Source organism: Falsiroseomonas sp. RANM36 (assembly GCF_056682175.1).
The window spans coordinates 519216-543054 of the sequence record NZ_JBWXTD010000003.1 but is presented as its reverse complement, the minus strand read 5'-3'; the positions used below and the strand labels follow the sequence as shown (position 1 = coordinate 543054).

29 protein-coding genes are annotated in these 23839 nt (G+C 71.9%); 16 read left to right on the top strand and 13 right to left on the bottom strand.

Annotated elements, in window-relative coordinates; all coding sequences use genetic code 11:
* Positions 1-140: 140 nt before the first annotated feature.
* The 10 genes from AC1MIR_RS07365 (at position 141) to AC1MIR_RS07320 (ending at position 9175) form a co-directional block, all read left to right on the top strand.
* Positions 141-824, top strand: a complete 684-nt coding sequence (locus AC1MIR_RS07365; RefSeq protein WP_480027533.1) for a TetR/AcrR family transcriptional regulator — start codon at positions 141-143, stop codon at positions 822-824.
* Positions 825-881: 57 nt separating this feature from the next.
* A complete protein-coding gene (locus tag AC1MIR_RS07360; protein ID WP_480027532.1) occupies positions 882-2036 on the top strand; it encodes a Gfo/Idh/MocA family protein in 1155 nt (384 codons plus the stop codon).
* Positions 2037-2098: 62 nt separating this feature from the next.
* Positions 2099-3259, top strand: a complete 1161-nt coding sequence (locus AC1MIR_RS07355; protein WP_480027531.1) for a dihydrodipicolinate synthase family protein — start codon at positions 2099-2101, stop codon at positions 3257-3259.
* Positions 3259-4068 (top strand): sugar phosphate isomerase/epimerase family protein, encoded by an 810-nt coding sequence (locus tag AC1MIR_RS07350; protein ID WP_480027530.1) that lies wholly within the window; start codon positions 3259-3261, stop codon positions 4066-4068. The genes AC1MIR_RS07355 and AC1MIR_RS07350 overlap by 1 nt, the downstream gene beginning before the upstream one ends.
* Before the next feature lie 30 nt (positions 4069-4098).
* Entirely contained in the window at positions 4099-5079 is a 981-nt protein-coding gene (locus tag AC1MIR_RS07345; RefSeq protein WP_480027529.1) for a Bug family tripartite tricarboxylate transporter substrate binding protein, read from the top strand.
* Between the two features lies 1 nt (position 5080).
* Entirely contained in the window at positions 5081-5836 is a 756-nt protein-coding gene (locus tag AC1MIR_RS07340; RefSeq protein ID WP_480027528.1) for an ABC transporter permease, read from the top strand.
* Entirely contained in the window at positions 5820-6587 is a 768-nt protein-coding gene (locus AC1MIR_RS07335; RefSeq protein WP_480027527.1) for an ABC transporter ATP-binding protein, read from the top strand. Before AC1MIR_RS07340 ends, AC1MIR_RS07335 begins: the two co-directional genes overlap by 17 nt.
* Before the next feature lie 13 nt (positions 6588-6600).
* Positions 6601-7593 carry an ABC transporter substrate-binding protein gene (locus AC1MIR_RS07330; protein ID WP_480027526.1) on the top strand — a complete coding sequence of 331 codons (993 nt, stop codon included), beginning with the start codon at positions 6601-6603 and terminating at the stop codon, positions 7591-7593.
* Positions 7590-8615, top strand: a complete 1026-nt coding sequence (locus AC1MIR_RS07325; RefSeq protein ID WP_480027525.1) for a cobalamin-independent methionine synthase II family protein — start codon at positions 7590-7592, stop codon at positions 8613-8615. The genes AC1MIR_RS07330 and AC1MIR_RS07325 overlap by 4 nt, the downstream gene beginning before the upstream one ends.
* Complete coding sequence (locus AC1MIR_RS07320) at positions 8510-9175, top strand: DUF2585 domain-containing protein (protein WP_480028719.1); 666 nt, start codon at positions 8510-8512, stop codon at positions 9173-9175. The genes AC1MIR_RS07325 and AC1MIR_RS07320 overlap by 106 nt, the downstream gene beginning before the upstream one ends.
* 14 nt (positions 9176-9189) lie before the next feature.
* Here AC1MIR_RS07320 and AC1MIR_RS07315 read toward each other — a convergent pair whose 3' ends face one another.
* Entirely contained in the window at positions 9190-9480 is a 291-nt protein-coding gene (locus AC1MIR_RS07315) for a 4a-hydroxytetrahydrobiopterin dehydratase (protein WP_480027524.1), read from the bottom strand.
* A 50-nt stretch (positions 9481-9530) separates the two neighbouring features.
* On the opposite strand from AC1MIR_RS07315, the gene AC1MIR_RS07310 reads away from it, so the two are divergent.
* Positions 9531-9929, top strand: a complete 399-nt coding sequence (locus AC1MIR_RS07310) for a metallopeptidase family protein (protein WP_480027523.1) — start codon at positions 9531-9533, stop codon at positions 9927-9929.
* Between the two features lie 27 nt (positions 9930-9956).
* Here AC1MIR_RS07310 and AC1MIR_RS07305 read toward each other — a convergent pair whose 3' ends face one another.
* The 10 genes from AC1MIR_RS07305 to AC1MIR_RS07260 all read right to left on the bottom strand — a co-directional run bounded on the left by AC1MIR_RS07305 (position 9957) and on the right by AC1MIR_RS07260 (position 16527).
* A complete protein-coding gene (locus AC1MIR_RS07305; RefSeq protein ID WP_480027522.1) occupies positions 9957-10916 on the bottom strand; it encodes a trypsin-like serine peptidase in 960 nt (319 codons plus the stop codon).
* A gap of 10 nt (positions 10917-10926) precedes the next feature.
* On the bottom strand, positions 10927-11667 hold the full coding sequence (locus AC1MIR_RS07300; protein ID WP_480027521.1) for a trypsin-like serine peptidase: 741 nt from the start codon (positions 11665-11667) through the stop codon (positions 10927-10929).
* On the bottom strand, positions 11661-12368 hold the full coding sequence (cobB, locus tag AC1MIR_RS07295; protein ID WP_480027520.1) for a Sir2 family NAD+-dependent deacetylase: 708 nt from the start codon (positions 12366-12368) through the stop codon (positions 11661-11663). Before cobB ends, AC1MIR_RS07300 begins: the two co-directional genes overlap by 7 nt.
* Positions 12369-12389: 21 nt before the next feature.
* On the bottom strand, positions 12390-13517 hold the full coding sequence (locus AC1MIR_RS07290) for an MFS transporter (RefSeq protein ID WP_480027519.1): 1128 nt from the start codon (positions 13515-13517) through the stop codon (positions 12390-12392).
* A gap of 30 nt (positions 13518-13547) precedes the next feature.
* Positions 13548-14024: a copper chaperone PCu(A)C gene (locus AC1MIR_RS07285; RefSeq protein ID WP_480027518.1), complete on the bottom strand. Its 477-nt coding sequence runs from the start codon at positions 14022-14024 to the stop codon at positions 13548-13550.
* A gap of 10 nt (positions 14025-14034) precedes the next feature.
* Entirely contained in the window at positions 14035-14379 is a 345-nt protein-coding gene (locus AC1MIR_RS07280; RefSeq protein ID WP_480027517.1) for a hypothetical protein, read from the bottom strand.
* Positions 14380-14393: 14 nt separating this feature from the next.
* Positions 14394-14897: a YcnI family protein gene (locus tag AC1MIR_RS07275; protein WP_480027516.1), complete on the bottom strand. Its 504-nt coding sequence runs from the start codon at positions 14895-14897 to the stop codon at positions 14394-14396.
* 40 nt (positions 14898-14937) lie between these two features.
* Positions 14938-15309, bottom strand: coding sequence for a DUF2946 family protein (locus tag AC1MIR_RS07270; RefSeq protein ID WP_480027515.1), 372 nt, complete (start codon positions 15307-15309; stop codon positions 14938-14940).
* Between the two features lie 42 nt (positions 15310-15351).
* Complete coding sequence (gene thpR, locus AC1MIR_RS07265) at positions 15352-15888, bottom strand: RNA 2',3'-cyclic phosphodiesterase (RefSeq protein ID WP_480027514.1); 537 nt, start codon at positions 15886-15888, stop codon at positions 15352-15354.
* An 81-nt stretch (positions 15889-15969) separates the two neighbouring features.
* Entirely contained in the window at positions 15970-16527 is a 558-nt protein-coding gene (locus tag AC1MIR_RS07260; protein ID WP_480027513.1) for an arylesterase, read from the bottom strand.
* A 136-nt stretch (positions 16528-16663) separates the two neighbouring features.
* Between AC1MIR_RS07260 and AC1MIR_RS07255 the strand changes: the two genes are divergently transcribed.
* From AC1MIR_RS07255 to AC1MIR_RS07240, 4 genes are all read left to right on the top strand, one after another.
* Positions 16664-17374 (top strand): ABC transporter ATP-binding protein, encoded by a 711-nt coding sequence (locus AC1MIR_RS07255; RefSeq protein ID WP_480027512.1) that lies wholly within the window; start codon positions 16664-16666, stop codon positions 17372-17374.
* Positions 17371-19893 (top strand): ABC transporter permease, encoded by a 2523-nt coding sequence (locus AC1MIR_RS07250; RefSeq protein ID WP_480027511.1) that lies wholly within the window; start codon positions 17371-17373, stop codon positions 19891-19893. Before AC1MIR_RS07255 ends, AC1MIR_RS07250 begins: the two co-directional genes overlap by 4 nt.
* A gap of 20 nt (positions 19894-19913) precedes the next feature.
* A complete protein-coding gene (locus AC1MIR_RS07245; protein ID WP_480027510.1) occupies positions 19914-20417 on the top strand; it encodes a nucleoside deaminase in 504 nt (167 codons plus the stop codon).
* A gap of 150 nt (positions 20418-20567) precedes the next feature.
* Positions 20568-21371, top strand: a complete 804-nt coding sequence (locus AC1MIR_RS07240; RefSeq protein WP_480027509.1) for a Bax inhibitor-1/YccA family protein — start codon at positions 20568-20570, stop codon at positions 21369-21371.
* 220 nt (positions 21372-21591) lie between these two features.
* Here the strand turns inward: AC1MIR_RS07240 and cysD are convergent, their stop codons facing one another.
* Both cysD and AC1MIR_RS07230 read right to left on the bottom strand, forming a co-directional pair.
* Entirely contained in the window at positions 21592-22512 is a 921-nt protein-coding gene (cysD, locus tag AC1MIR_RS07235; protein ID WP_480027508.1) for a sulfate adenylyltransferase subunit CysD, read from the bottom strand.
* 88 nt (positions 22513-22600) lie between these two features.
* Complete coding sequence (locus AC1MIR_RS07230) at positions 22601-23086, bottom strand: CarD family transcriptional regulator (protein WP_480027507.1); 486 nt, start codon at positions 23084-23086, stop codon at positions 22601-22603.
* Between AC1MIR_RS07230 and AC1MIR_RS07225 the strand changes: the two genes are divergently transcribed.
* The coding region (locus AC1MIR_RS07225) for a hypothetical protein (RefSeq protein ID WP_480027506.1) at positions 23076-23839 on the top strand (764 nt) is incomplete at its 3' end. The genes AC1MIR_RS07230 and AC1MIR_RS07225 overlap by 11 nt on opposite strands.

Here is a 23839-nt window from a genome sequence, read left to right as displayed (position 1 = left end):
GAAGCCATAGGCGCTCTCATGCGTGGAATGCGGCAGGCGCAGGAAGCCATGCCGCTTGCCCGGCGCGTCGAGGTCGATCTCGCAACTCACCGTGCTGCGCATGGCGTGTCTCCTGCCCCGAAGCGGAGGGGAGGGGAACCATGGCGGCCGTGACGGCACGCAAGGCGACTGCAGAGCCGTCCACCGCTCTGCCGCGTCCCGCCAAGGCCTTCTCCGCGCGCGCCGCCGCGACCCGCCAGCGCATCCTGGACGCCGCGCTGGCCGAGTTTGCCGAGAAGGGCCTGGCCGGCAGCCGCGTGGACGAGATCGCCGCCCGCGCCGGCGCCAACAAGCGGATGCTCTACGCGCATTTCGGCTCCAAGGAGGAGCTGTGGCTGACGGTGCTGGAACGCGCCTACGCCGCCAAGCGCGAGGAGGAGCGCGCGGTGGTGGTGGAAGGGCTCTCGCCGCAGGATGCCATGGCGCGCCTGGTCGCCTTCAACCTGCGCTACACGGCGCGGCACCCGGAATTCGTCGCGCTGCTGAACCAGGAGAACCTGCACCGCGCCGCCTATCTGCTGCGGTCGGAGGACGTTCCGGCGCTCTACTCGCCCATCCCGGAGGCGCTGCGTGGCGTGCTGGCGCGCGGCGAGGCGGCGGGCGACTTCCGCACGGGCGTGGACCCGATGCAGCTCTATATCTCCATGCTCGCGCTCGGGCATTTCTACGTGGCGAACCGGCACACGCTCTCCACCATCTTCGGCACGCCGCTCGACACCGAAGCCGCCATCGCGGCGCGGGAGCGGCATGTGATCGAGGTGGTGCTGGGCTACCTGCGGCCTTGACCGTGCCGGCCCGTGCGGGGTAACCAACCGGTTACTCAGAGGGGGAACGTCAGCGCCATGGCGGAACGCCGCATCGGCCTCATCATGAACGGCGTCACCGGCCGGATGGGGATGAACCAGCATCTCATCCGCTCCATCGCCGCGATCCGCGCCGAGGGCGGCGTGAAGCTCGCGAATGGCGACCGGGTGATGCCAGACCCGATCCTGGTCGGCCGCAACGGCGAGAAGCTGGAGGCGCTAGCGAAGGCACACGGCATCGCGCGAGTCTCCACCGACCTCGATGCCTGCCTCGCCGATCCGAAGGACGAGCTGTTCTTCGATGCCGCGACCACGCAGATGCGCGCCGCGCTGCTGCGCAAGGCGATCGCCGCCGGCAAGCACATCTACTGCGAGAAGCCGACCGCCGATTCGCTGGAAGACGCGATGGATGTCGCGCGCCTGGCGAAGCAGGCCGGCATCAAGGCCGGCGTGGTGCAGGACAAGCTGTTCCTGCCCGGCCTGCGCAAGCTGAAGATGGTGATCGACAGCGGCTTCCTCGGCCGGATCTGCTCCGTGAAGGGCGAGTTCGGCTACTGGGTGTTCGAGGGCGACCTGCAGCCCGCGCAGCGCCCCTCCTGGAACTACAAGAAGGCCGAAGGCGGCGGCATCATTCTCGATATGCTCTGCCACTGGCGCTACGTGCTGGACAACCTGTTCGGCGAGGTTGAGGCCGTCTCCTGCCTCGGCGCCATCCACATCCCCGAACGCATCGACGAGCAGGGCAAGCGCTACAAGGCGGATGCGGACGATGCGGCCTATGCCACCTTCCAGCTTGCCGGCGGGATCGTCGCGCATATCAATTCCAGCTGGGTGACGCGCGTGCGCCGCGACGACCTGGTCACCTTCCAGGTGGACGGCACGCATGGCTCCGCCATCGCCGGCCTGCAGAAATGCTGGACGCAGAGCCGCGTCAACACGCCGAAGCCGGTCTGGAACCCCGACATCCCGCAGCCCATCGACTTCTACGAGGGCTGGCAGGAAGTGCCGAGCACGCAGGATTATCCCAACGGTTTTCGGGCGCAGTGGGAGCTTTTCTTCCGGTATCTCGCCGGTGAGGTGAAGACCTACCCCTGGGACCTGCTGGCGGGCGCAAAGGGCGTGCAGCTCGCGGAAGCCGGGCTGCAATCCTGGGCTGAGCGCCGCTGGATCGACCTGCCGAAGCTGGAGGTCTGATGCGATGATCGAAGGGCCGGCAGGCCCGAAGATCTGAATCGCATCAGCAAAGGAGACCGGCGATGCCGACCATCAATCTTCCGAACGCCTCCGGCCGTCTCGAGCCCTTCGCCACCAGCGCGCCGCGCGATTTCCCGAAGGCGACGCCGCCCTTCCCGCGCGTCGCCTTGGCCGCTGCGCATGTCGTGGCCGACCCGCTGGCGGAGCAGGACCCCTGGCTCGACGCCAAGGTGGACTGGGACCGCACCATCGCCTTCCGCAAGTATCTCTGGTCGCTCGGGCTCGGCGTGGCGGAGGCGATGGACACCGCGCAGCGCGGCATGGGCCTGGACTGGAAAGCGGCGCAGGAACTGATCCGGCGCAGCCTCGATGCGATGAAGGACGTGCCCGGCGCGGTGATGGCCTCCGGCGCGGGCACCGACCACCTGGCGGCCGGCCCCGACGTGACCGTGGACGACGTGATCCGCGCCTATGAGGAGCAGTGCGAAGCGGTCGAGAAGATGGGCGGCCGCATCATCCTGATGGCGTCGCGCGCCCTGGCCAAGGCCGCGCGCAGCCCGGCCGACTACGAGCGCGTCTACAACCGCATCCTGGGCCAGGTGAAGCAGCCGGTGATCATCCACTGGCTCGGCGAGATGTTCGACCCCGCCCTCGAAGGCTACTGGGGCAACCACGACCACATGCAGGCGATGGAGACGGCGCTCGCCGTCATCCACGCCAACGCCGCCAAGGTCGATGGCGTGAAGATCTCGCTTCTGGACGACAAGAAGGAGATCGCCATGCGCCGCCGCCTGCCGAAAGGCGTGCGGATGTACACCGGCGACGACTTCAACTACGCGGAGCTGATCGCCGGCGACGAGCAGGGCTATTCCGATGCGCTGCTCGGGATCTTCGACCCGATCGCGCCGGCGGTGGGCGGGGCGCTTGCCAGTCTGCAGCGCAACGACCTCAGCACCTTCCACGACATCCTGGCGCCGACGGTGCCGCTGAGCCGCCACATCTTCAAGGCACCGACGCGCTTCTACAAGACGGGCGTGGTGTTCATGGCCTGGCTGAACGGCCACCAGGACCATTTCGTCATGGTCGGCGGCCAGCAGAGCGCGCGCAGCATCCAGCATTTCTCCGAGCTCTTCCGCCTGGCCGACAAGGCCGGGCTGCTGCGCGACCCGGATATGGCGGTCAGCCGGATGCGCGCGCTGCTGGCGGTGCATGGCGTCGCCTGATGCAGATCTCGCTCAACACCGTCACCGTCAAGGAACGCTGGGGCCTCGCCGAGTGCATCGAGGGCTGCGTGCGGCACGGTATCGCCGGCATCTCGCCCTGGCGCGACGTGCTGCAGGCGATGGGCGTCGAGAAGGCGGCGAAGCACATCCGTGACGCGGGCCTCACCGTGACGGGGCTCTGCCGCGGCGGCATGTTCCCCGCCGCGGACGCCGCTGGCCGTGCCGCCGCGATCGAGGACAACCGCCGCGCCATCGCCGAAGCGCATGCCATCGGCGCCCGCTGCCTGGTGGTGCTCGGCGGCGGGCTCCCACCGGGCTCGAAGGACCTGCCCGGCGCGCGGGAGCAGATGCGCGAAGGCCTGCACGCCATCCTGCCCGATGCGCGCGCCGCCGGCGTGACGCTCGCGCTGGAGCCGCTGCATCCGATGACCTGCGCGGACCGCTCCGTGCTCTCCACGCTGGCCCAGGCGCTCGATCTCTGCGACGAGCTGGGCGAAGGCGTGGGTATCGCGCTCGATGTGTATCACGTGTGGTGGGACCCCGACCTGGCGCGGCAGGTGGCGCGCGCCGGCAAGCGCATCGCCGCCTTCCATGTCTGCGACTGGAAGGTGCCCACCACCGACACCGTCTTCGACCGCGGGCTTCCCGGCGAAGGCGTGATCGACATTCCCGCCATCCGCCGCATGGCGGTCGAAGCCGGCTATGCCGGCGACTTCGCCGAGGTCGAGATCCTCTCGAAGCTCTGGTGGGCAAGGGACCCGGAAGAGGTCCTGGGCGAGATCACCAGGCGGCACGCCGCCTTCGTCTGACAGAAGCAAAGACCGGGAGGGCAACGAACCATGCAACGCACCACGCGCCGAACATTTATCGCCGCCGCGCTGGCGGCACCGCTGTTGCCGGGCGCCGCGCACGCACAGGGATGGGCGCCGACGCGGCCCATGCGCTTCGTCGTGCCCTTCCCGCCGGGCGGCGCGACGGATGTCGTCGCGCGCATCCTCGGTGAGCGCATCCAGGCGAAGCTCGGCCAGCCCGTGACGGTGGAGAACCGCACGGGCGCGGCCGGCAATGTCGGCGTGGAGAACATCGTGCGCAGCGCGCCGGATGGCTATTCCATCCTGATGGGCACGACCGGCACGCTGACCATCAACCCGCATCTCTACAGCAGCATGACCTTCAACCCGACCAACGACCTCGCCGGCATCTCCATGGCCTTCGCGACGGACCATGTGGTGATCGTCAACCCGACGGTGCAGGCGCAGACGCTGCAGGAGCTCGTGGCGCTGCTGAAGGCGCGGCCCGGCCAGCTCTCCTACGGCTCGGGCGGCAATGGCAGCTCCACGCATCTGGTTCCGGAGCTGTTCAAGCTGGCGGCGCGCGTGGACATGCAGCACGTGCCCTATCGCGGCAGCGCGCCGGCGCTGAACGACACGGTGGCGGGCACCGTGCAGGTCATGCTCGACCAGCTGCCCTCCGCGCTGCCGATGATCCAGGCGAACCGCGTGCGCGCGCTGGCCGTCACCGGCCCGCGGCGGTCCGCGCTGCTGCCGAACGTGCCGACCATGGCGGAGGCCGGCTTCCCCGAGGCGCAGGCCACCTCCTGGGGCGCGGTGATGGCGCCTTCCGGCACGCCCGCCGCGGTGATCGAGCGGCTGAATGCCGTGATCCGCGAGGCGCTGGCCGAGCCCGCGACGCAGCAGCGACTGGCCGCGGCCGGCGCCGATGCCGTGTCCTCGACGCCGGCGGAGCTCGCCGCGACGATGCGCAGCGAAACCGAGAAATGGGGCCGCGTGATCCGCGAGGCCCGCATCACCGTGAACTGAGATGGGCGCGCTGCGCCGCCACGGACCGGCCGTCCTCGCGCACCTCGCCGTCCTGGCGTTGTGGGCCTGGGCGACGGGCTGGGGCGGCGTGCCGCGCTTCATCCTGCCCGGCCCGCTCGAGACCTTCCGCGCGCTCGGCGCGCCGCAGATCGACTGGCCGCGGCATGTGCTGATCACGGCGGCGGAGGCCTTCGGCGGCTTCGCGCTGGCGGTCGGCATCGGCGTGATGCTGGCGGTGCTCTTCACCTGGTTCGCGCCGCTGCGCCGCGCGCTGATGCCGCTGCTGGTGACGCTGAACCTGATCCCGAAGGTGGCGCTGGCGCCGCTCTTCATCGTGTGGCTCGGCTACGGGCTGGTGCCGAACATCGCGATCACCTTCGTCATCGCCTTCTTCCCCATCGTCATCACCACCGCGCGCGGCTTGGCGGAGGTGGAGCCCGAACTGCTCGACCTGGTGCGCACCGTGCGCGCCACGCGCTGGCAGGTCTTTCGGAAGATCCAGCTTCCCTCATCCCTGCCGTATCTCTTCAGCGGCATGCGCGTGGCCGCGGTGCTGGCCATCGCCGGCACCATCGTGGGCGAGTTCGTAGGCTCGGAAGCCGGCCTCGGCTTCGTGATCATGTCGGCGCAGGGCACGCTCGACACGCCGGTGATGGTGATGTCGCTGATCCTTGTGACGCTGGTGGGCGTCACGCTCTATGGCCTCGTCGTGGCCCTGGAGCGGCTGGTGGTGACCGAAGATGCGCGCCTCCGCTGAGCCCTTCCTGTCGCTGCGCGGCGTCTCCAAGACCTACCGCACCGGCGGGCGTGAGACGGTGGCAGTCAGCGATGCCACCTTCGACCTGGCGGATGGCGAGTTCCTCGCCCTGGTCGGCCCGTCCGGCTGCGGCAAGTCCACGCTTCTGAAGATCCTCGCCGGGCTGCATCCGCATGACGGCGGGGAGCTGCGCATCGGCCATGCCGGCTTCGATCCGGGGCGCGACATCGGCGTGGCCTTCCAGGCACCGCTGCTGCTGAAATGGCGACGTGTGCTGGACAATGTGATGCTGCCGGCGGAGATCCTCGGCCTGCCCACGAAAGCCACGCGGGAACGCGCGCGCGACCTGCTTGCGCTGGTCGGGCTCGACGGCAACGAGGACAAGTATCCCTACGAGCTCTCGGGCGGGATGCAGCAGCGCGTGAGCCTCGCCCGCGCGCTGATCCACGACCCGAAGCTCGTGCTGCTGGACGAGCCCTTCGGTGCGCTGGATGCGCTGACGCGCGAGCGCATGAACCTCGAGATCCGGCGCATCTGGGCGAGCTCGGGCAAGACCGTCGTGCTGGTGACGCATGGCGTGCAGGAAGCGGTGTTCTGCGCCACGCAGGTCGCGGTGCTCACCGCCGGCCCGGCCCGCATGGCCGATCATTTCGCGGTGGACCTGCCGGAGCCGCGCGAACTCGCCATCCGCAACACCCCGGAATTCGGCGCCCTGGCGCGCCGGGTCTACGACCGGCTCGGAATTGCATGAGGGAGGAAGAACCATGATCCGACGCACATTGCTCGCCGCCGCCGCGGCGCTCGGCCTCGCCCTGCCTGCCGCGGCGCAGGACCGCATGGCACTGGTGCTGAACTGGACGCCGGGGCCCGACCACGCGCCGCTTTATTGGGCGCAGCAGCAGGGGATGTATCGCGATGCCGGAATCGCGCTGACCATCGAGAACGGCCGCGGCTCCGGCTTCGCCGCGCAGCGCGTCGGCGCGGGCCAGGCGCAGGTCGGCATCGTGGACAGCCCCGTCGCGCTGCAGGCGCGCGCGCAGGGCGCCGATCTCGTCGCGGGCATGATGATCTATGTCCAGTCGCCCTACGGCATCTACTGGCGCAAGTCGGCGGGCATCGCCTCGCCGCAGGATTTCCGCGGCCGGCGCATCGGCACGCCGCCGGCGGATGCGGCGCGCGTGATGTGGCCGATGATCTCCCGCGCCCTCGGCATCCCGGCCGATTCGGTCTCCTGGGTGAACATCGCGCCGCCCGCCAAGGTCACCTCGCTGCAATCGGGCGCCATCGACATCACGACGGAGTTCTACACCTCGCACCACATCTACCAGCGTGCGCTGGGTGACGACCTGGGCTTCGTCGCCACCCGCGATATCGGCTTCAACCCGTACGGCAACGCCTTCTGGTTCAACGGCGCCTGGCTGCGCGGCAACCGCGACGCGGCGCAGCGCTTCATGCGCGTGACGCAGCGCGCCTATGCCGCCTGCCTCGCCAACCCCGAGCCCTGCCTGGCCGCCACGGCGCAGCCGGCCGCGATGAGCATCGAGGACCTGCGCGTCGGCTGGGGCCTGGTCGGCGTGCTGATGACCTCCGATGCAGGCTCCACGCGGCCGCTCGGCGGCATGGACCCCGCGCGGATGGAGCAGACCATCGAGGCGGTGAAGACTGCCTTCAACATCCCCGCCACGACGCCGGCGGAGGTGATGACCAACGACCTGCTCGACGCCGCGGTGCCGGGCTTCCGGGGCGCGGCGCGATGAGCACCCCGCGCATCCTCACGACCGTCGTCGGGAGCTACCCGGTTCCCGACTGGCTCGCCGCGCTGCCCTCGGAGACGGCGGTCGCCGACGCCACGCGCGTGGTCATCGCCACGCAGGAGCAGGCGGGCATCGACCTCGTCTGCGACGGCGAGCTCTATCGCTTCGACGTGAACCATCCCGAGACCAACGGGATGATCGAGTATTTCACCCGGCCCATGTCGGGTATCCGCAACGACGCCACCTTCGAGGAGGTGCTGGAGTATCGCGCGCAGCGCGGCATGGCCTTCCGCATGCGCCCGCCCGGCACGGTGGACGGGCCGATCGGCCATGGCACGCTCGACCTGCCGGCCGCCTGCGCGAAGGCGCGGCGGCTGGCCACCAGGCCGCTGAAGTTCACCCTCACCGGCCCGCACATGCTGGCCAAGACGCTGATCGACAAGCACTACGGCGGCAGCGCGGAGAAGGTGGCGCTGGCCATCGCCGACGTCCTGGCCGAGCAGGTGGCGCATTGCGATGCCGCGGTGATCCAGGTGGACGAGGCGAACCTGCCCGGCAGCCCGGAGGAGGCGCCCTGGGCGGCGGAGGCGATCAACCGCGTGCTGCGCGCGGTGAAGACCAAGGCCGCGGTGCATCTCTGCTTCGGCAACTATGGCGGCCAGTCCATCCAGAAGGGCGGCTGGGACAAGCTGATGGGCTACCTCAACAGCCTGCAGGTGGACCATGTGGTGATGGAGAACGCCCATCGCCCCGCCGAGGAACTGGCCGTGTTCCGCAATCTGCGGCCGGAGATCGGCATGGGCCTTGGCGTGGTGGACATCAAGCGCACCGATGTCGAGAGCGCGGACGACATCGCCCGCGCCATCGAGCGGGCGGAGACGGTGATCGGCCCCGGTCGCGTGCGCTACATCCATCCCGACTGCGGCTTCTGGATGCTGAAGCGCAACATCGTGGATGCGAAGATCCGGGCGCTGGTCGCCGGCCGCGACCTGTTCGAAGGCAGGAGCGTGCGACGCGCCGCGTAGCATCCGGGCCAGGACCCTGGCCGCTTGCCGTCCTCGGGACCGCCCTGCTGGCCGGGGCGGTCCTGCTCTCGCTCGGCCGCACGCCGATCTGCACCTGCGGCTATGTCGCGCTCTGGCATGGCGAGGTGTTCTCCAGCGGCAACTCGCAGCACCTGACGGATTGGTACACCCCGTCGCACATCGTCCACGGCTTCCTGTTCTACGGCGCCACCTGGCTGCTGATGCGCGGGGCCGGCTACTGGCCGCGGCTCTTGCTCGCCACGCTGGTCGAGGCGGCCTGGGAAGTGGCGGAGAACACCGAGGCGGTGATCCGCCACTACCGCGAAACCACCATCTCGCTCGGCTATGCCGGCGACAGCGTGATCAACTCGATCGCCGACATCGCCGCCATGTGGCTCGGCTTCTGGCTGGCCTCGCGGCTGCCGGTCTGGCTCAGCGTCGCGCTGGTGCTGGCGATGGAGCTCTTCGTCGGCTGGATGATCCGCGACAACCTGACGCTGAACGTGATGATGCTGCTCTGGCCGATCGACAGCGTGAAGGCCTGGCAGGGGGGCGGATAGGCGCCCGACGGGCGCTACCCCGCCAGCGCGTCGATCGCCTGGGCCAGCCTGACGTCGCGCGCCGAGAGCCCGCCGGCGTCATGTGTGCTGAGCACGATCTCCACCCGGTTCCACACATTGAACCATTCGGGGTGGTGGTCCTGTTGCTCGGCCAGCAGCGCGACGCGGGCCATGAAGCCCCAGGCCTCGGAAAAATCGCGGAAGCGGAAGGCGCGCCGGATCGCGTCGCGCCCCTCAACCAGGCTCCAGCCCGGCAGGGTCTCGGGCAGTGCCGCGCGGGCGGCGGCATCCAGCTTCTCGATCATCGGTCACGGCTCCGGCTTGACGGGACGATGCGGCAAGAGGTGGATGCGGCATGGCACGGTTCCACCACCCCCCCACGCTCGAGGACATCGTCGAGCTGGCCGAGCGCGCCTTCTCGGCCATCCCGAAGGAGCTGCGCGACCTGGTGCGCGGCGCCGCCATCGTGGTCGAGGACGTCGCCGACGAGGAGACCGCCCAGGCCGTCGGGCTGGAAAGCCCCTGGGCTCTGACCGGCCTCTACCGGGGCACGCCGCTGACGCAAAAGAGCGTGCTGGACGTGCCGGCGGAGCCCGACAGCATCACCCTCTACCGCGAGCCCATCCTGCTGGAGTGGATCGAGACCGGGGAGGACCTGTTCCGCCTGGTCCGCAACGTCCTGATCCACGAGATCGCCCATCATTTCGGCTTCTCGGACGACGACATCGAGCGGCTGGAGCGCGACGGCGGCTGATCCAGCCCGCTCCGGCCGCTGATCCGCCTACTCCGGCTCCGGCAGCACCTCGGCCGGCACGGCCACGCCGAGCGGCATGCCGCGCCGCATCGCCACCAGCACCCCGGCCACCGCCCAGCCGCGATCCTCGGGCAGCTGCACCAGCAACGGCGCGCCGGAGGCGCCGCGCGTCGCGGTGCAGTCATGCAGCAGCATCGGGCGCCCGAGGTCGTGCATCGCCTTGCCCACCACGCGGCAATCGGGGTCGGCCATCAGCACCTCGCGCTGATCCTGCTGGTAGCCGCCCACCATGGCCCGGTCGCTCGCCAGCGGCACGTCGCGCAGCAGCGGCAGGACGCGGTCGGGCGTGCCGAGCGGCCGGTCGAGCGTCAGCAGCGCCCAATCCGCCCAGTCCGGCCCGGGCGACGGGCCGGACGCATCGTAGTCCGGGTCCACCCGGATCGCCCGAACCCGCGCCTCCGCCACCCACCGCCCCCGCTCGTAGCCCAGCAGGAACCGGAAGGAGGCGGCGGGCATGATGCGGCTGCCGTCCTCGCCGCGCCCGACCAGGCAATGGGCGGCGGTGATCAGGCTGCGCGGCCCGATCAGCGCGGCGGTGCAGATGGTGCCGGCGCGCTGCAGGCGTCCCACCCCGCGCCAGGGGTCGGATGCCGGGTCCACCGGCACGCGAGGGTCCTCCCGCCCGATGCCCACGCGGCGCGGCGCGACCTGCGGCGCCTCGGACTGGCGGGGCGCCGCCGGGCGCGCCGGGCCATCGGGCCGCGCCGCGGGCGGGCGTTGGCCCTGCGGCCGGCCCTGCTCGGGCGTGATGAGCCAATCCGGGGCGCGCCGAAGCTCCACCCGCGGCGGGCCGCCGGGCGGGTTCGTCATCCAGGCCGGTGGCGGGCGCAGCTGCACCTGCGGCCGGGTCGGCGCGTCCTGCGCCAGCGCCAGCGCGGGCGCGACGAGCAGGGCGGCGGCCAGACCGGCCAGCACAGGGGGCGTCATCCGGCCCATCTCACTCCACCTCGCCCACCACCGCGGCCGGCACGGCGAAGCCGAGCGCCATGTCGGCGCTGACGGCGGCGGCCACCCCTGCCACGCCCCACGCGCCCCCGGGCAGCTGCACCAGCAGCGGCGCGCCGCTGGAGCCGCGAGTGCCGGCGCAGTCATGCACCAGCGTCGGCAGCCCGCTCCGCGGGCGGTTCAGGCCGAGGATCCGGCACTGCGAATCCGCCAGCAGCACCTCCGGCCGATCCTGCTGATAGCCGGCCAGCATCGCCGGCGTGCGCGGCGCCGGCACCTGGCGCAGCAGCGGCAGCGGCCGGTGCGGCGGCCCGAGCCGCCGGTCCAGCGTCAGCAGCGCCCAGTCCGCGCCCGCCTCCCCGCGCTGCGGGTCATAGCCATCGCCGATGACGAAGCCGGTGACGCGCGCCTGCGCCGTCCATTCGCCGCGCTCATAGCCGAGCAGGAAATGCACCGAGCGCGGCTGCACCGGGCGGTTGGTGCGGGGCGCGATCAGGCAATGCGCCGCCGTCAGCACCCGGTCCGGCGCCACCAGCGCGCCGGTGCACCGCCCGCCGAGCTCGGTCTGCACGCGCCCGAGGGATTCGAAGGGCTGCAGGCGTCGGTTCACCGGCCGCCGCGGGTCGTCGGGGCCGACGCCCGGCAGCAGCAGCCCGGGCGGCGGCCGGCCCGTCTCCTGCGCCGCCGCCGGCAGGGCCAGCACCAGCAGGGCGAGGATCGCCGGGATCAGCATCGGGTCAGCAGCTCCGCCACGAAGCGGGGCACGATCTCGGTGGCCGGGCCGTGCCGCGCCTCGTCGAAATCGGTGCGCACCGCCGAGGGTTCCAGGTTCAGCTCGACGGTGCGCGCGCGGCCGCGCACCTCGGCGACGAAGCCGGCGGCCGGATAGACCTGCCCGCTGGTGCCGATCGCGACGAAGATGTCGCAGCGATCGAGCGCGGCGCCGATCTCCGCCATGTGCAGCGGCATCTCGCCGAACCAGACGACATGCGGGCGCATCCCGCCGGCATGCCTGCAGGCGGGGCAGGGCGTGGTGGTGGAGAGATCCTCTTCCCAGCGCGCGACCGCGCTGCAGCGCAGGCAGCGCGCCTTCGCCAGCTCGCCATGCATGTGCAGCAGCCGGCGGGAGCCGGCGCGGTCGTGCAGGGAATCCACGTTCTGCGTGACCAGCAGGAAGTCGCCGGGCCAGCGCGCCTCCAACTCCGCCAGCGCGTGGTGGGCGGCATTGGGCGCGATGGCGGGATCGCGCAGCTGGGCGCGGCGCGCATTGTAGAAGGCGTGGACGCGGGCCGGGTCGCGGGCGAAGGCCTCGGGCGTCGCCACATCCTCGATCCGCACCTGCGCCCAGATCCCGTCCGCGTCGCGAAAGGTGGCAAGGCCGGATTCGCGGCTGATGCCGGCGCCGGTCAGGATCACGAGGGACGGGGCAGCCATGACCGCGATCCTATCACGATCCTATGCCGCGGCACGCGGCGGCGGCAGCCGCCGGATCATCAGGGTCAGCACCACGGCCAGGGCGAGCAGCAGGACCGGCACCGATCCCGCGCCGAACAGGTCCGCCGACACGCCCATGATCGCGGGCAGCACCGCCACCCCGGCCATGGCGGACGCGACCTGCAGGCCGATCGCATGCACCGCATGCGGCCCGAGCCGCGCGGGCGTCAGCGCCATCATGGTCGGATAGACCGGCGCCAGCAGCGCGGCCATCAGCAGCAGCGCGGCGAGATCGGCGATGCCGAGGGCCAGCATGCCCGCGGCCGCAGCCATCGGCGGCATCGCCAGGCGCAGCAGCCGGTCGGGTCCGACCCGGTCCACGACGAAGCCCATCCCGATCCGCGCCCCGGCCAGCCCGGCCCAGAACAGCGTCGCCGCGAAGGCGCCCTCGGCCGGCGTCGCGCCGCGCGCGGTCAGGATGGTCGCCGCCCATTGGCCGGCGCCGGATTCGAGCCCGGTATAGACGAAGAACACCGCCATCTGGCGCCGCACCAGCGGGTTGCGCAGCGCCGCTAAGGCGGTGACGTGCATCCCGGCATCGGCGGGCGATGCATCGTCCCAGCGGCGGCGAGTGGCGATGAAGGCCAGGCACAGCGCCAGCAGCGCCGCGCCGATGGCGGCATACACCGCCTGCCAGCCGGCGCCCGCCGCCAGCAGCGCGACCGCCGCGGCCGGGCCCAGCGTCGCCCCGATGCCCCAGCAGGCATGCAGCCAGTTCAGGTGCCGCGGCGCCAGGTGCCGCGCCGACCAGGCATTGAGCGCCGCATCCACCGCCCCGCCGCCCGCTCCGGCCATGACCGCCAGCGCGACGAACAGCGCGAAGGGCGGCGCCAGGGACTGGCCGAGCGCGGCCAGCGCGGTGGCGGCGACGCTTGCCGCCAGGACCCCGCCGATGCCGAGCGCGCCGATGATCCGCCCGGCCAGCAGCCCGGCCAGGATGTAACCGCCGGCGAGGCCGGCCAGCACCAGGCCGAGCCCGGCATTGGGCAGGCCATAGGCGGGCGCGACCTCCGGCCAGAGGGTGCCGGGCAGCGGGTCGGGCAGGCCGAGGCCGATGAAGGCGAGATAGGCGAGGGCGAGGAGGGGCACGCCGCCCTCTACACCCCGCCCCGCCGCCCGTCAGTGCCCGTGGCCCTGCATCGCCGGGCCGCGCGCCCCGGCGCCCTCGACCTTCAGCTGCACCTCGATCTCCCCGGCGCGCTCGAAGACCAGGGTCACCGGCACGCTCCTTCCCTGCTCCAGCGGCCCGGTCAGCCCGATCAGCATCAGGTGCAGGCCGCCCGGCTGCAGCGCGACGGTGGCGCCGGCCGGCACCTCGATCGCCGGCACCGGGCGCATGCGCATCACGTCGCCCTCGCGGATATGCGTGTGCAGCTCGACCACGCGCGCGATCGCGGCGCGGGCCGAGACCAGGCGGTCGGCGGTGGCGCCCGTGTTGCGGATGGTCATGAAGCCGGCGCCCGTGCCGCCGGCGCGCATGGAGCGGGTCCAGGGCGTGGCGACGGAGATCCCGCCCGAGGATTGCGCCCGCGCGGCCGGTGCGAGCGACAGCGCGCTCGTCGCGCCCAGCAGGGCGCGTCGCGAAAATACGGTCATGGCAGTCTCCTCAGGCCAGCGCGTCGAGATCGGCGGGCTTCAGCCCGGCCCGGCCTTCGATCCGCCCCGCGATGCGGGCGAGATTGGCGGCGATGCGTGCGCCGGCGACGGGATCGCCGGTGGCGCAGGTGGTGCCGGCGATGGTCAGCGCGCGCTGCATCGCCATGCGCTCCTCCGCCGTCGCATGCGGCAGCGCGGCTTCCAGCGCGGCGCGCGCTGGCGCCAGGGCGCCGTCGCAGACCTGGGTCAGATGCGCGTCCATCGCTTCCTGGTCGCAGGCGGACGCGGGCTTCGCGGCGAGCGCGGCGGCCCCGGCCAGGGCGGCGAGGGGCAGCAGGCGTCGGGTCTGGTCCATGGTCGTGCCCTCCCTCAGTTGCGCGGCGCCAGGCGGAGCGCCGGGGCCGGGTAGCGGTATTGCGTCACGCGGACGCCAGGCTGGGGGATTTCGGTCCAGGCGGCGGTGGCGCCGCCCTCGCATTCCTGGATGGCCTGGAAATGCAGCGTCTCGTTCGGCCGGTCCGGCAGGCGCATGCGGATCACGAACTCGTCGTAATGCGCGTTGGGCAGGTTGCCGCCCTCCCAGACGATCTCCGAGGCATCGCCGATGGCGCCGTGGCCGGAGGGCGCCTCGCCACGGTAGGTCACGCGCAGCGTCCAGCCCGCCTTCGGCATCGGTCGCGCCTGGGTCACGCCCTCGGGCAGGCGGACGATGAAGCGGATCGTGGCCGCGTCCTCGCAGCCATGCGGCACGCGGAACACCGCGCGATAGGTGGAATTGGCCGGGGCCTGGGCGGCTTCCAGCGAAACATGCGCGGCGGCCGGGCCGGCGCAGAGCAAGGCAAGCGCCAGCGCGGCGCCCGATCTGGTGGACATGGTGGAACTCCTCGATCCGGAACGATGGAGACAGGTCGGATCAGGAGGTCGGCGGCGGCGCCCTCGGCTGGCAGGATCGCGGCGGTGAGGGGAATTGCGGCTGCGGCGGCGCGGGCGGATCGGCGCTCTGCGCCAGCAACACCGGGGTTGCGACGCCGGGCGCTGGGGGCAGCAGCGCGAAGGCGGCGGGGCCCTGGCAGGCGGGGCAAATGCCGCCGCCATGCGTGGCCTGGTCGCCCCGCTCCTCCTCCCCGGCCGGCAGGCTGACGCGGTGCAGGCCCTCGGCGGTGCAGATCTCCACCGTGAAGCCCGGCGCCGGCGCCGCAAGGCGCAGGCAATGGCCGAAGGCCGTCCCCCACTGCAGCAGCAGCAGGACGACCAGCAGGCGCGTCAGGGCAGGGCGGAGGCGCACGTTCGGCTGCTTACCACCCTGGCCACCCGGCGGGGAAGCGGATCACGCGAGCTCGTACTCCACCTCCGGAACGTAATGCGCCGATTCCTTGCCGAGGCGGGAGGAGAACAGCGTGAAATGCTCGATCGGCACCGGCGGCGGGCGGAACAGCGCATGCGCCTGCAGGAAGGAGACCAGCTTGTGCGTCTCCGCCTTCTCGGTGCGGGCCAGGGTGACATGCGGGGCGAAGCGGCGCCGCTCCGGCTCCAACCCCACGCGCTGCAGCGCGGTCTCGACCTTGCCCTGCAGGCGGCCCAGCGCCTCGGACCGCTCGGCGGGCACATGCAGGGACATGATGCGCCCGCCCTTCTCGAAGGTGCCGATCCCGGCCAGCGCCAGGTCGAAGCGCGGGGAGCGGATGCCGGCGAGCGCCGCGTCCACCTCCTCGGCGCGCCAGGGCTCGATCTCGCCGATGAAGCGGAGCGTCAGGTGGTAGTTCTCGGGCGGGACCCATTTCGCCCCGGGGATGCCACCCGCCAGCGCGGCGAGCTGCGTCTTGACCAGGGCGGGCAGGGCGAGGGCGACGAAGAGGCGCAGCATGGGGAGCCCTCCGCGAATCACGCCGCCCGATCGCCGAAGGGCCGCAGGCCCGTAGGCGTGAATCGGTCGGCCAAGTCAGCTTCAGCCTGCGGCCGGAACCGGCACCCGGTCCAGAAGGGTTTCGATGAAAGGCAGCATCCGGCGCGCGATGACGTCGGCCCCCTCCGCCGTGGGGTGGATGCGATCCGGCTGATTAAGCGAAGGCTGGCCCGCCACCCCGTCCAGCAGGAAGGGATAGAACACGACGTTCGGCCTCTCGCGTGCCAGCGTCTCGAAAACCCCCGAAAATTCCTGGCCGTAGTCCCGCCCGAGATTGGGCGGCGCCACCATGCCGGCGAGCAGCACCGGGATGTTGCGCTGGCCGAGCCGGTCCAGGATGTCCTCGAGATTGGCCTTCATCTGCGCCGGGGTCAGCCCGCGCAGCCCGTCATTGCCGCCGAGCGCCACGATCACCGCATGCGGGCGGTCGGCCAGCGCCCAGGCCAGCCGCGCCCGGCCCCCGGCCGTGGTGTCGCCAGAGACGCCGGCATCGATCACCCGGACATTCCGCCCCCTCTCGCGCAGCAGCGCCTGGATGCGTGCCGGCGGCCCCTCGGAGCGGGCCAGGCCGAAGCCGGCGGTGATGGAATCGCCCAGCATCAGCAGGCGGATCTCCCCGCCCCCCGCCCCCTGTGCCCGGGCGGGTTGGCTCGCCGGCAGCAACATTGCGATACCGGCGCATGCCTTCCGCAGCACCGCCCGGCGCCCATATCGGGAGGAACCGCCGGAGAGACCCGTGACCGAAAAGCCAGCCCCCCTGATCCAGGCCAGCGGCCTCGTCTTCACCGCCCAGGCCGTTTCCGGCCCGGTGCAGGTGCTGCGGGGGGTGGATCTGTCCGTGTCTTCCGGGGAGGCGGTGGGGATCGTCGGCCCGAGTGGGTCTGGCAAGACCTCGCTCCTGATGCTGCTGGCTGGATTGGAACGGCCGACCGCCGGCCGCCTCTCCGTCGCGGGCCGGGACCTCGCCGCCTTGGACGAGGATGCGCTGGCCCGCTTCCGCCGCGATGAGATTGGGATCGTCTTCCAGGCCTTCCACCTCGTGCCGACCATGACGGCGCTGGAGAATGTCGCGATCCCGCTGGAATTCGCCGGGCGCCGCGACGCCTTCGACCGCGCGGCGGATTCCCTCAAGGAGGTCGGGCTCGGCCACCGGCTGGAGCATTATCCCGGCCAGCTCTCGGGCGGCGAGCAGCAGCGCGTGGCGCTGGCCCGCGCCGTGGTGGCGGAGCCGCGCCTGATCCTGGCTGACGAGCCGACCGGCAACCTCGACCGCGCCACCGGGTCCGTGGTGATGGACCTGCTGTTCGGCCTGCGCGCGCGGCTCGGCACCACGCTGCTGCTGATCACCCATGACCCGGCGCTCGCCGACCGTTGCGGCCGGCAGGTGCGGATCGAGGACGGTAAGATCGTCAGCGACACCCAGGCGCTGCGGCTCGCCGCCGAATGACCACGCATATCCTGCAGGGCTGGCGGCTCGCCCGCCGCGAGCTGCGCGGCGGGCTGAAATCGCTGCGCATCGTGCTCGCCTGCCTCGCCCTCGGCGTGGCGGCGATCGCCGCGGTCGGCACGCTCCGCGCCGCGACCGAGGCCGGGCTGCGCGCCGACGGCGCAAGGCTGCTCGGCGGCGACCTCGAGGTCGAGACCAACCAGCGCGCCCTGTCCCAGGCCGCGAAGGACTGGGCGACGGCGCGCGGCGCGATCGTCTCCGAGGTGATCGAGATGCGCGCCATGGCCATCGCCCCCTCGGGCGAGCGGTCGCTGGTGGAGCTGAAGGCGGTGGATTCCGCCTATCCCCTCTATGGCGAGCTGGTGCTGGCGCCGGCCGAGGCCACCCTCGCCCTGCGCGAGGGCCGGCACGGCGTGGCGCTGGAAGGCTCGGTGGCCGAGCGCCTCGGGCTGCGGCCCGGCGATCCGGTGCGGATCGGCGAGGCGACCTTCCGGTATGTCGGGATCGTCGCCACCGAGCCCGACCGCATCGCGAGTCCCGCGGTGCTCGGCCCGCGCGCCCTGGCCCTGGCCTCCGCGATCCCCGAGACCGGGCTGATCCAGCCCGGCTCGCTCTTCGACTACGACACGCGCGTGCGGCTGCCCGCCGGGGTGGATGCGCGGCGCTTCGCGGAGGACTGGCAGGCGGCGCATGGCGATGGCGGCTGGCGCGTCCGCTTCGCTGGCGAGGCCGAGCCCCGCGTCACCCGTTTCCTCGACCGCGCCGCCTCCTTCCTGACGCTGGCGGGCTTCACCGCGCTGCTGGTCGGCGGGATCGGCGTGGCGACGGGCGTCCGCGCCTGGCTGGAGGCGCGCGGGCGCACCATCGCGACGCTGCGCTGCCTGGGCGCGCCGGCCGCCACCATCCTGGCGACCTACCTGATCCAGGTGCTGCTGCTCGCGCTGCTCGGCATCGGCATCGGGTTGGTGGCCGGGTTCGGCCTGACCTGGCTGGCCGCGCAGGCGCTGGCCGGCGCGCTGCCGGTGCCGCCGCGGCTCGGCATCTATCCGCGCGAACTGGGCCTCGCCGCGCTGTTCGGCCTGCTGACGGCGCTCGCCTTCGCGCTCTGGCCGCTCGGACGGGCGCAGCGCATCCCCGGGGCCGCGCTGTTCCGCGACACGGTCACCGCCAATCCGGGCTGGCCCTCGCGCGGGCTGATGCTCGCCAATGCGGCGGCGGCGCTTGCGCTTGCGGCGCTGGTGATCGCGACGGCCGAGCAGCCCCGCTTCGCCATGGGCTTCGTCGCCGGCGCGGCGGCGACGCTGCTGCTGTTCCGCCTCGGCGCCAGCGTACTGATGCGCGCGGCCCGCGCCTTGCGGCACATCCGCCGCCCCGCCTGGCGGCTCGGCCTCGCGAACCTGCACCGGCCCGGCGCGCCGACGCCGACCATGCTGGTCGCGCTCGGCATCGGGCTGACCACGCTGGCGGCCATCGCCACCATCGAGGGCAATCTGCGCCGGCAGATCTCCGACCAGATCCCCTCTGCCGCGCCTTCCTTCTTCTTCATCGACATCCAGAACGATCAGGCGCGGGCGTTCGACCGGCTGGCCCAGGCGCAGCCCGGGGTGGCCGAGGTGAAGCGCGCCCCCTCGCTGCGCGCCCGCGTCGTCGCCGTGGACGGTGTGCCGGCCGAGGAGATGATGGGCCGGGTGCGGGAGGATACGCGCTGGGCGATGCGCGGCGACCGCGGCCTGACCTATGCCGCGACGCCGCCCGAGGGCACGCGGCTCGTCGCCGGGCAATGGTGGCCGGCCGATTATGACGGCCCGCCGCTGGTGTCCTTCGACGCAAACATCGCCGATGGCTGGGGCATCGGCCTCGGCTCCGTGATCACGGTCAACGTGCTCGGCCGCGACATCGACCTGAAGATCGCCTCGCTGCGGGAGATCCAGTGGCGGGGCCTCGGCATCAACTACGTCATGGTGGCGTCGCCCGGCCTGCTGGAGGCGGCGCCGCACACGCATATCGCGACCGTGCGCAGCACGCCGGAAGCCGAGACGGGCGTGCTGCGTGCCATCACCGACGCCTTCCCCAACGTCTCCGGCATCCGCGTGCGCGACGCGCTGGAAGCGATCGCCGGCCTGCTGACGCGGGTGGGCGTGGCACTGCAGGCGACCTCCTCGGTCACGCTGCTGGCCGGGATGCTGGTGCTGGCCGGCGCGGTGGCGGCCGGGCAGCGGCGGCGGGTGCGCGACGCGGTGGTGCTGAAGACGGTCGGCGCCACCCGGTCGCAGATCCGCGCCGCCTGGCTGGTGGAATTCGGCCTGCTCGGGCTGGTGGCGGGGCTGCTGGCCGCGGCGGCGGGCTCCGCCGCCTCCTGGGCGGTGGTGCGCTTCGTGATGCGCGGCGAATGGGTGTTCCTGCCCGGCACGCTCGCCGCCGTGGTGGTGGGCTGCGTGCTGCTGACGCTGGCGCTCGGCTATGTCGGCACCGCGCTCGCCCTCCGCGCCCGCCCGGCCCCGCTGTTGCGCAACGAGTAGCGGCGGGCTTCCCTGGCGCCATGGAACAGCCGATCGCCGAGGGCGACGCCGCACAGCTTCGCCACGCCTTCGCCCTGGCCATGAAGGCCCGGGAGCGGGGCGACCGACCCTTCGCCGCCGTCATCGTCGCGGAGGACGGGACCATCCTGGCCGAGGGCCTCTCCACGCAGGGGGCCGGGGGCGGCGGGACGCTCGCGCATTCCGAGATGAACGCCTGCCAGGCGGTGATCGCCGCGGGCCTGCCCCGAGCCCGGCTGCGTCGGGCGACGATCTATTCCTCGGGCGAGCCCTGCGCGATGTGCTCGGCGGCGATCTTCTACACCGGGGTCGGCCGGGTAGTGTACGGCCTCTCAGCCGCCGCGATCCTGCACCTGCGCAACGCCCAGCCGCACACCGCCGGCCTCTCGCTCTCCTGCCGGGCGGTGCTGGACAGCGCGGCGGAGAAGGTGGAGGTGGTCGGGCCGTGCCTGGAAGCGGAAGGGGCGGTGCCGCACCAGGGCTACTGGGTGCAGGGCGCGGCCTGACGGCCGCGTCACCTTTCGGGCCAGGATACGCAAAGCCGTCACCGATCGCCCAGTTGATCTGGATTACCAAAACTCCATATGATGCGGGACGCCGGGACGGTCCCTCACCAGTCGAGTCCACCCTCGTCCCGCCGGGAGGATTTTTTCACCATGGCTTTCGGCCCCGACAACCGCTTCCAGACGGGCGGCTCGGCCTGGACCCAGCCCTTCGGGCGGTCCACGGCCGTGGATGCCGCCCAGCTCGATGAGGGTCTCAGGGCGTACATGCTGCGCGTGTACAACTGGATGGCCTCCGGCCTCCTGTTGACCGGCATCGTCGCCTTCCTGATCGCGAGCAATCCCGCCATCGCCAGCCTCTTCTACGAGGTTGTCCGCACCCCGCGCGGCAACGCGACGGTGCCGACCATCCTCGGCTGGATCGCGATGTTCTCGCCCCTCGCCTTCATCCTGGTGCTGAGCTTCGGCATCAACCGGATGAGCAAGACCGGCGCGCAGGCGCTGTTCTGGGCGTTCTGCGCGGTGATGGGCGCGTCGATGTCCAACATCTTCGCGATCTACACCTCGGCCTCCATCGCCAGCACCTTCTTCATCACGGCGGCGATGTTCGGCGCGGTCAGCCTCTACGGCTACACGACGAAGGCGGACCTGACGAAGATGGGCAGCTTCATGATGATGGGCCTGATCGGCATCATCATCGCGAGCGTCGTCAACATCTTCATCGGCAGCAGCGCGCTGCAGTTCGCGATCAGCGTGATCGGCGTGGTGGTCTTCGTCGGCCTCACCGCCTACGACACGCAGCGGATCAAGGCGGACTACATCGAGCACGTCTATGCCGAGGGCACGGAGCTCGCGGGCAAGCGCAGCGTGTTCGACGCGCTGGCGCTCTACCTGAATTTCGTGAACCTATTCCAGCTGCTGCTGCAGTTCATGGGCGTGCGCCAGAACAGCGAGTGACATCGGCCCGGCCGCCACGCGCGGCCGGTCCCCCGACAAGAGGCAAAACGCCCGTCACACGAAACCCCGGCAGCCCTCTGCCGGGGTTTTTTGTACGGCTGCCGCTGTCGGGTGGCGAAGGTGTCTCGCGGCCCCCGGCGGGAGGTGCTGCTGCGCTGTCAGCCGGCGCAACGCGGGGGGGGGCGGGCGCCCGACTTCGCAACCCGACCGCGGCAGCAGCTCAAAAATACCCTTCGCGCTTCTTGCGTTCCATGGAGGCTTCCTGGTCCTTGTCGATCAGGCGGCCGGCGCGTTCGCTCACGCGGCTCTCGCGCAGTTCGACGATGACCTCGTCGATGGTGGCGGCGCGGCTTTCATGGGCGGCGGTCAGCGGCCAGTCGCCCATGGTGCGGAAGCGCACCCAGCACATCTCCACCTGTTCGCCGGGCAGCAGCGGCATGCGGTCGTCGTCGCGCATGATGATCATGCCGTCGCGGCGCAGGATCGGCCGTTCCGCCGCGTAGTAGAGCGGGACGATCGGGATGTCCTCGGCGGCGATGTAGTCCCACACGTCGAACTCGGTCCAGTTGGACAGCGGGAACACCCGCATGCCCTCGCCCTGGTTCACCCGCGTGTTGTAGAGGCCCCAGAGTTCCGGCCGCTGGTTGCGCGGCTCCCAGGTGTGGCCCGAGGTGCGGTGGCTGAACACGCGTTCCTTGGCGCGGGCCTTCTCCTCGTCGCGCCGGGCGCCGCCGATGGCGGCGTCGAACTTGTGCAGGTCCAGCGCCTGTTTCAGCGCCTCGGTGCCCATGACGTTCATGTGCACCTGGCTGCCATGCTCGATCGGATTGATGCCACGCGCCAGCCCGTCCGGGTTGGTATGGACGATCAGGTTGAGGTCGAGCTCCTTCGCGCGTCGGTCGCGGAAGTCGAGCATCGCCCGGAAATCCCAGCCGGTGGCGATGTGCAGGCAGGGGAAGGGCAGGCGCCCCGGCGCGAAGGCCTTCTGCGCAAGGTGCAGCACCACGGAACTGTCCTTGCCGATGGAATACAGCAGGACAGGGTTGCGGAAGCTCGCGGCGGTCTCGCGCAGGATGCCGATAGCCTCGGCCTCCAGGCGGCGCAGATGCGGGGTCAGCCGGCTTGTGGCCGCGATTGCCATGCTCGGTGGGATCCTCGGAAGGTGCGGTCCGGAACGCGCGAGATGGCACGACCGCGGGTTGAGGGGAACCCCCGCGGCCGCACGGGGGTCAGCCGGACTTCAGCACGTCCTGCAGCTTCTCGGACGCGGCCGCCTTGTCGGTGCGGTCTATGGCGGCGAGCTCGGCGGCGAGGCGGTCCAGCGCCTGCTCGTAGATCTGGCGTTCGGAGAAGGACTGGTCGGGCTGCCCGGCATTGCGGTGCAGGTCGCGCACGACCTCGGCGATGGCGAGCGGGTCGCCGGAGTTGATCTTCTGCTCGTATTCCTGGGCGCGCCGCGACCACATGGTGCGCTTGATCCGGGCGCGGCCGCGCAGGACGTCCAGCGCCTCCCGAATGACGGCCTCGCTGGCGAGCTTGCGAAGGCCGGAGGAGGCGGCCTTGTTCACCGGCACGCGCAGCGTCATGCGGTTTTCCTCGAAGGTGACGATGATCACCTTCAGGGAGAAGCCGGCCACCGGGATCTCCTCGATGCCCTGCACCTGGCCGACGCCATGGGTGGGATAGACGACATGGTCGCCGGTCTTGAAGTCCACCTGCGGCGCCCTGGCGCGTGGCGGGGCGACGGGCGGCCCGCCGCCATGGCGGTGGTGTTGCGGTGGCCGCGGCGGCATCGTCGGCGGCGGCGCGGAGGCGCCCGATGCCGCGGGGCGCGGCGGGGCCGCGGCCGGCGGCGCGGGAATGGGGGGCGGCTGCGTCGCCGCGGGCGCAGTGAGGGGTTGCGGCAGCGGCTCGGCGGGAGCCACCACGGGCTTCGACGGTTCAGCCCGCGCAGGGGCCGGGCGGCTGGCCGCGGAGCCGTTCGGCGTCCCGGCAGTGCGGGTCACCGCCGGCGCGGCGGACTTCGGGGCGGGATCGGCCGGCGCCGTGACCTTGGGCGGCGTTGCCGCCCTGGTCGCGGCCGGCACGGCGACAGCCTTGGCCTTGACCGGCCTGGCGACGGCGACCGCCGGCTTCGCCGCCACCTTGGCCGAGTTCTTGACGGCGCCGCGGGCGGCGGGTGCGGCGGCTGGCTTGGGCGCGGTGCCCGACCTGGCTGCCGAGTTGGCCGGCTTGCGGGCCGGGGTCTTTGCTGGCGCCTTGGGCGCCGCTTTCGTCGTCGGTCTCGCTGCCGTCTTCTTGGCCGCCTTCGCCGCTGCCGCCCGCGCCGCAGGCGCGTCGGCGGGCCGCTTGGCGGCCGGCGTGGGCGGGGCTGCCTTCGAGCCCGCCGCCGTCGAGACCGCCGCCGTCGAGATCGCGGTCTTCGAGCCCGCCGCCGTCGAGCTCGCTGGGTTCGAGACCGGGGTGTT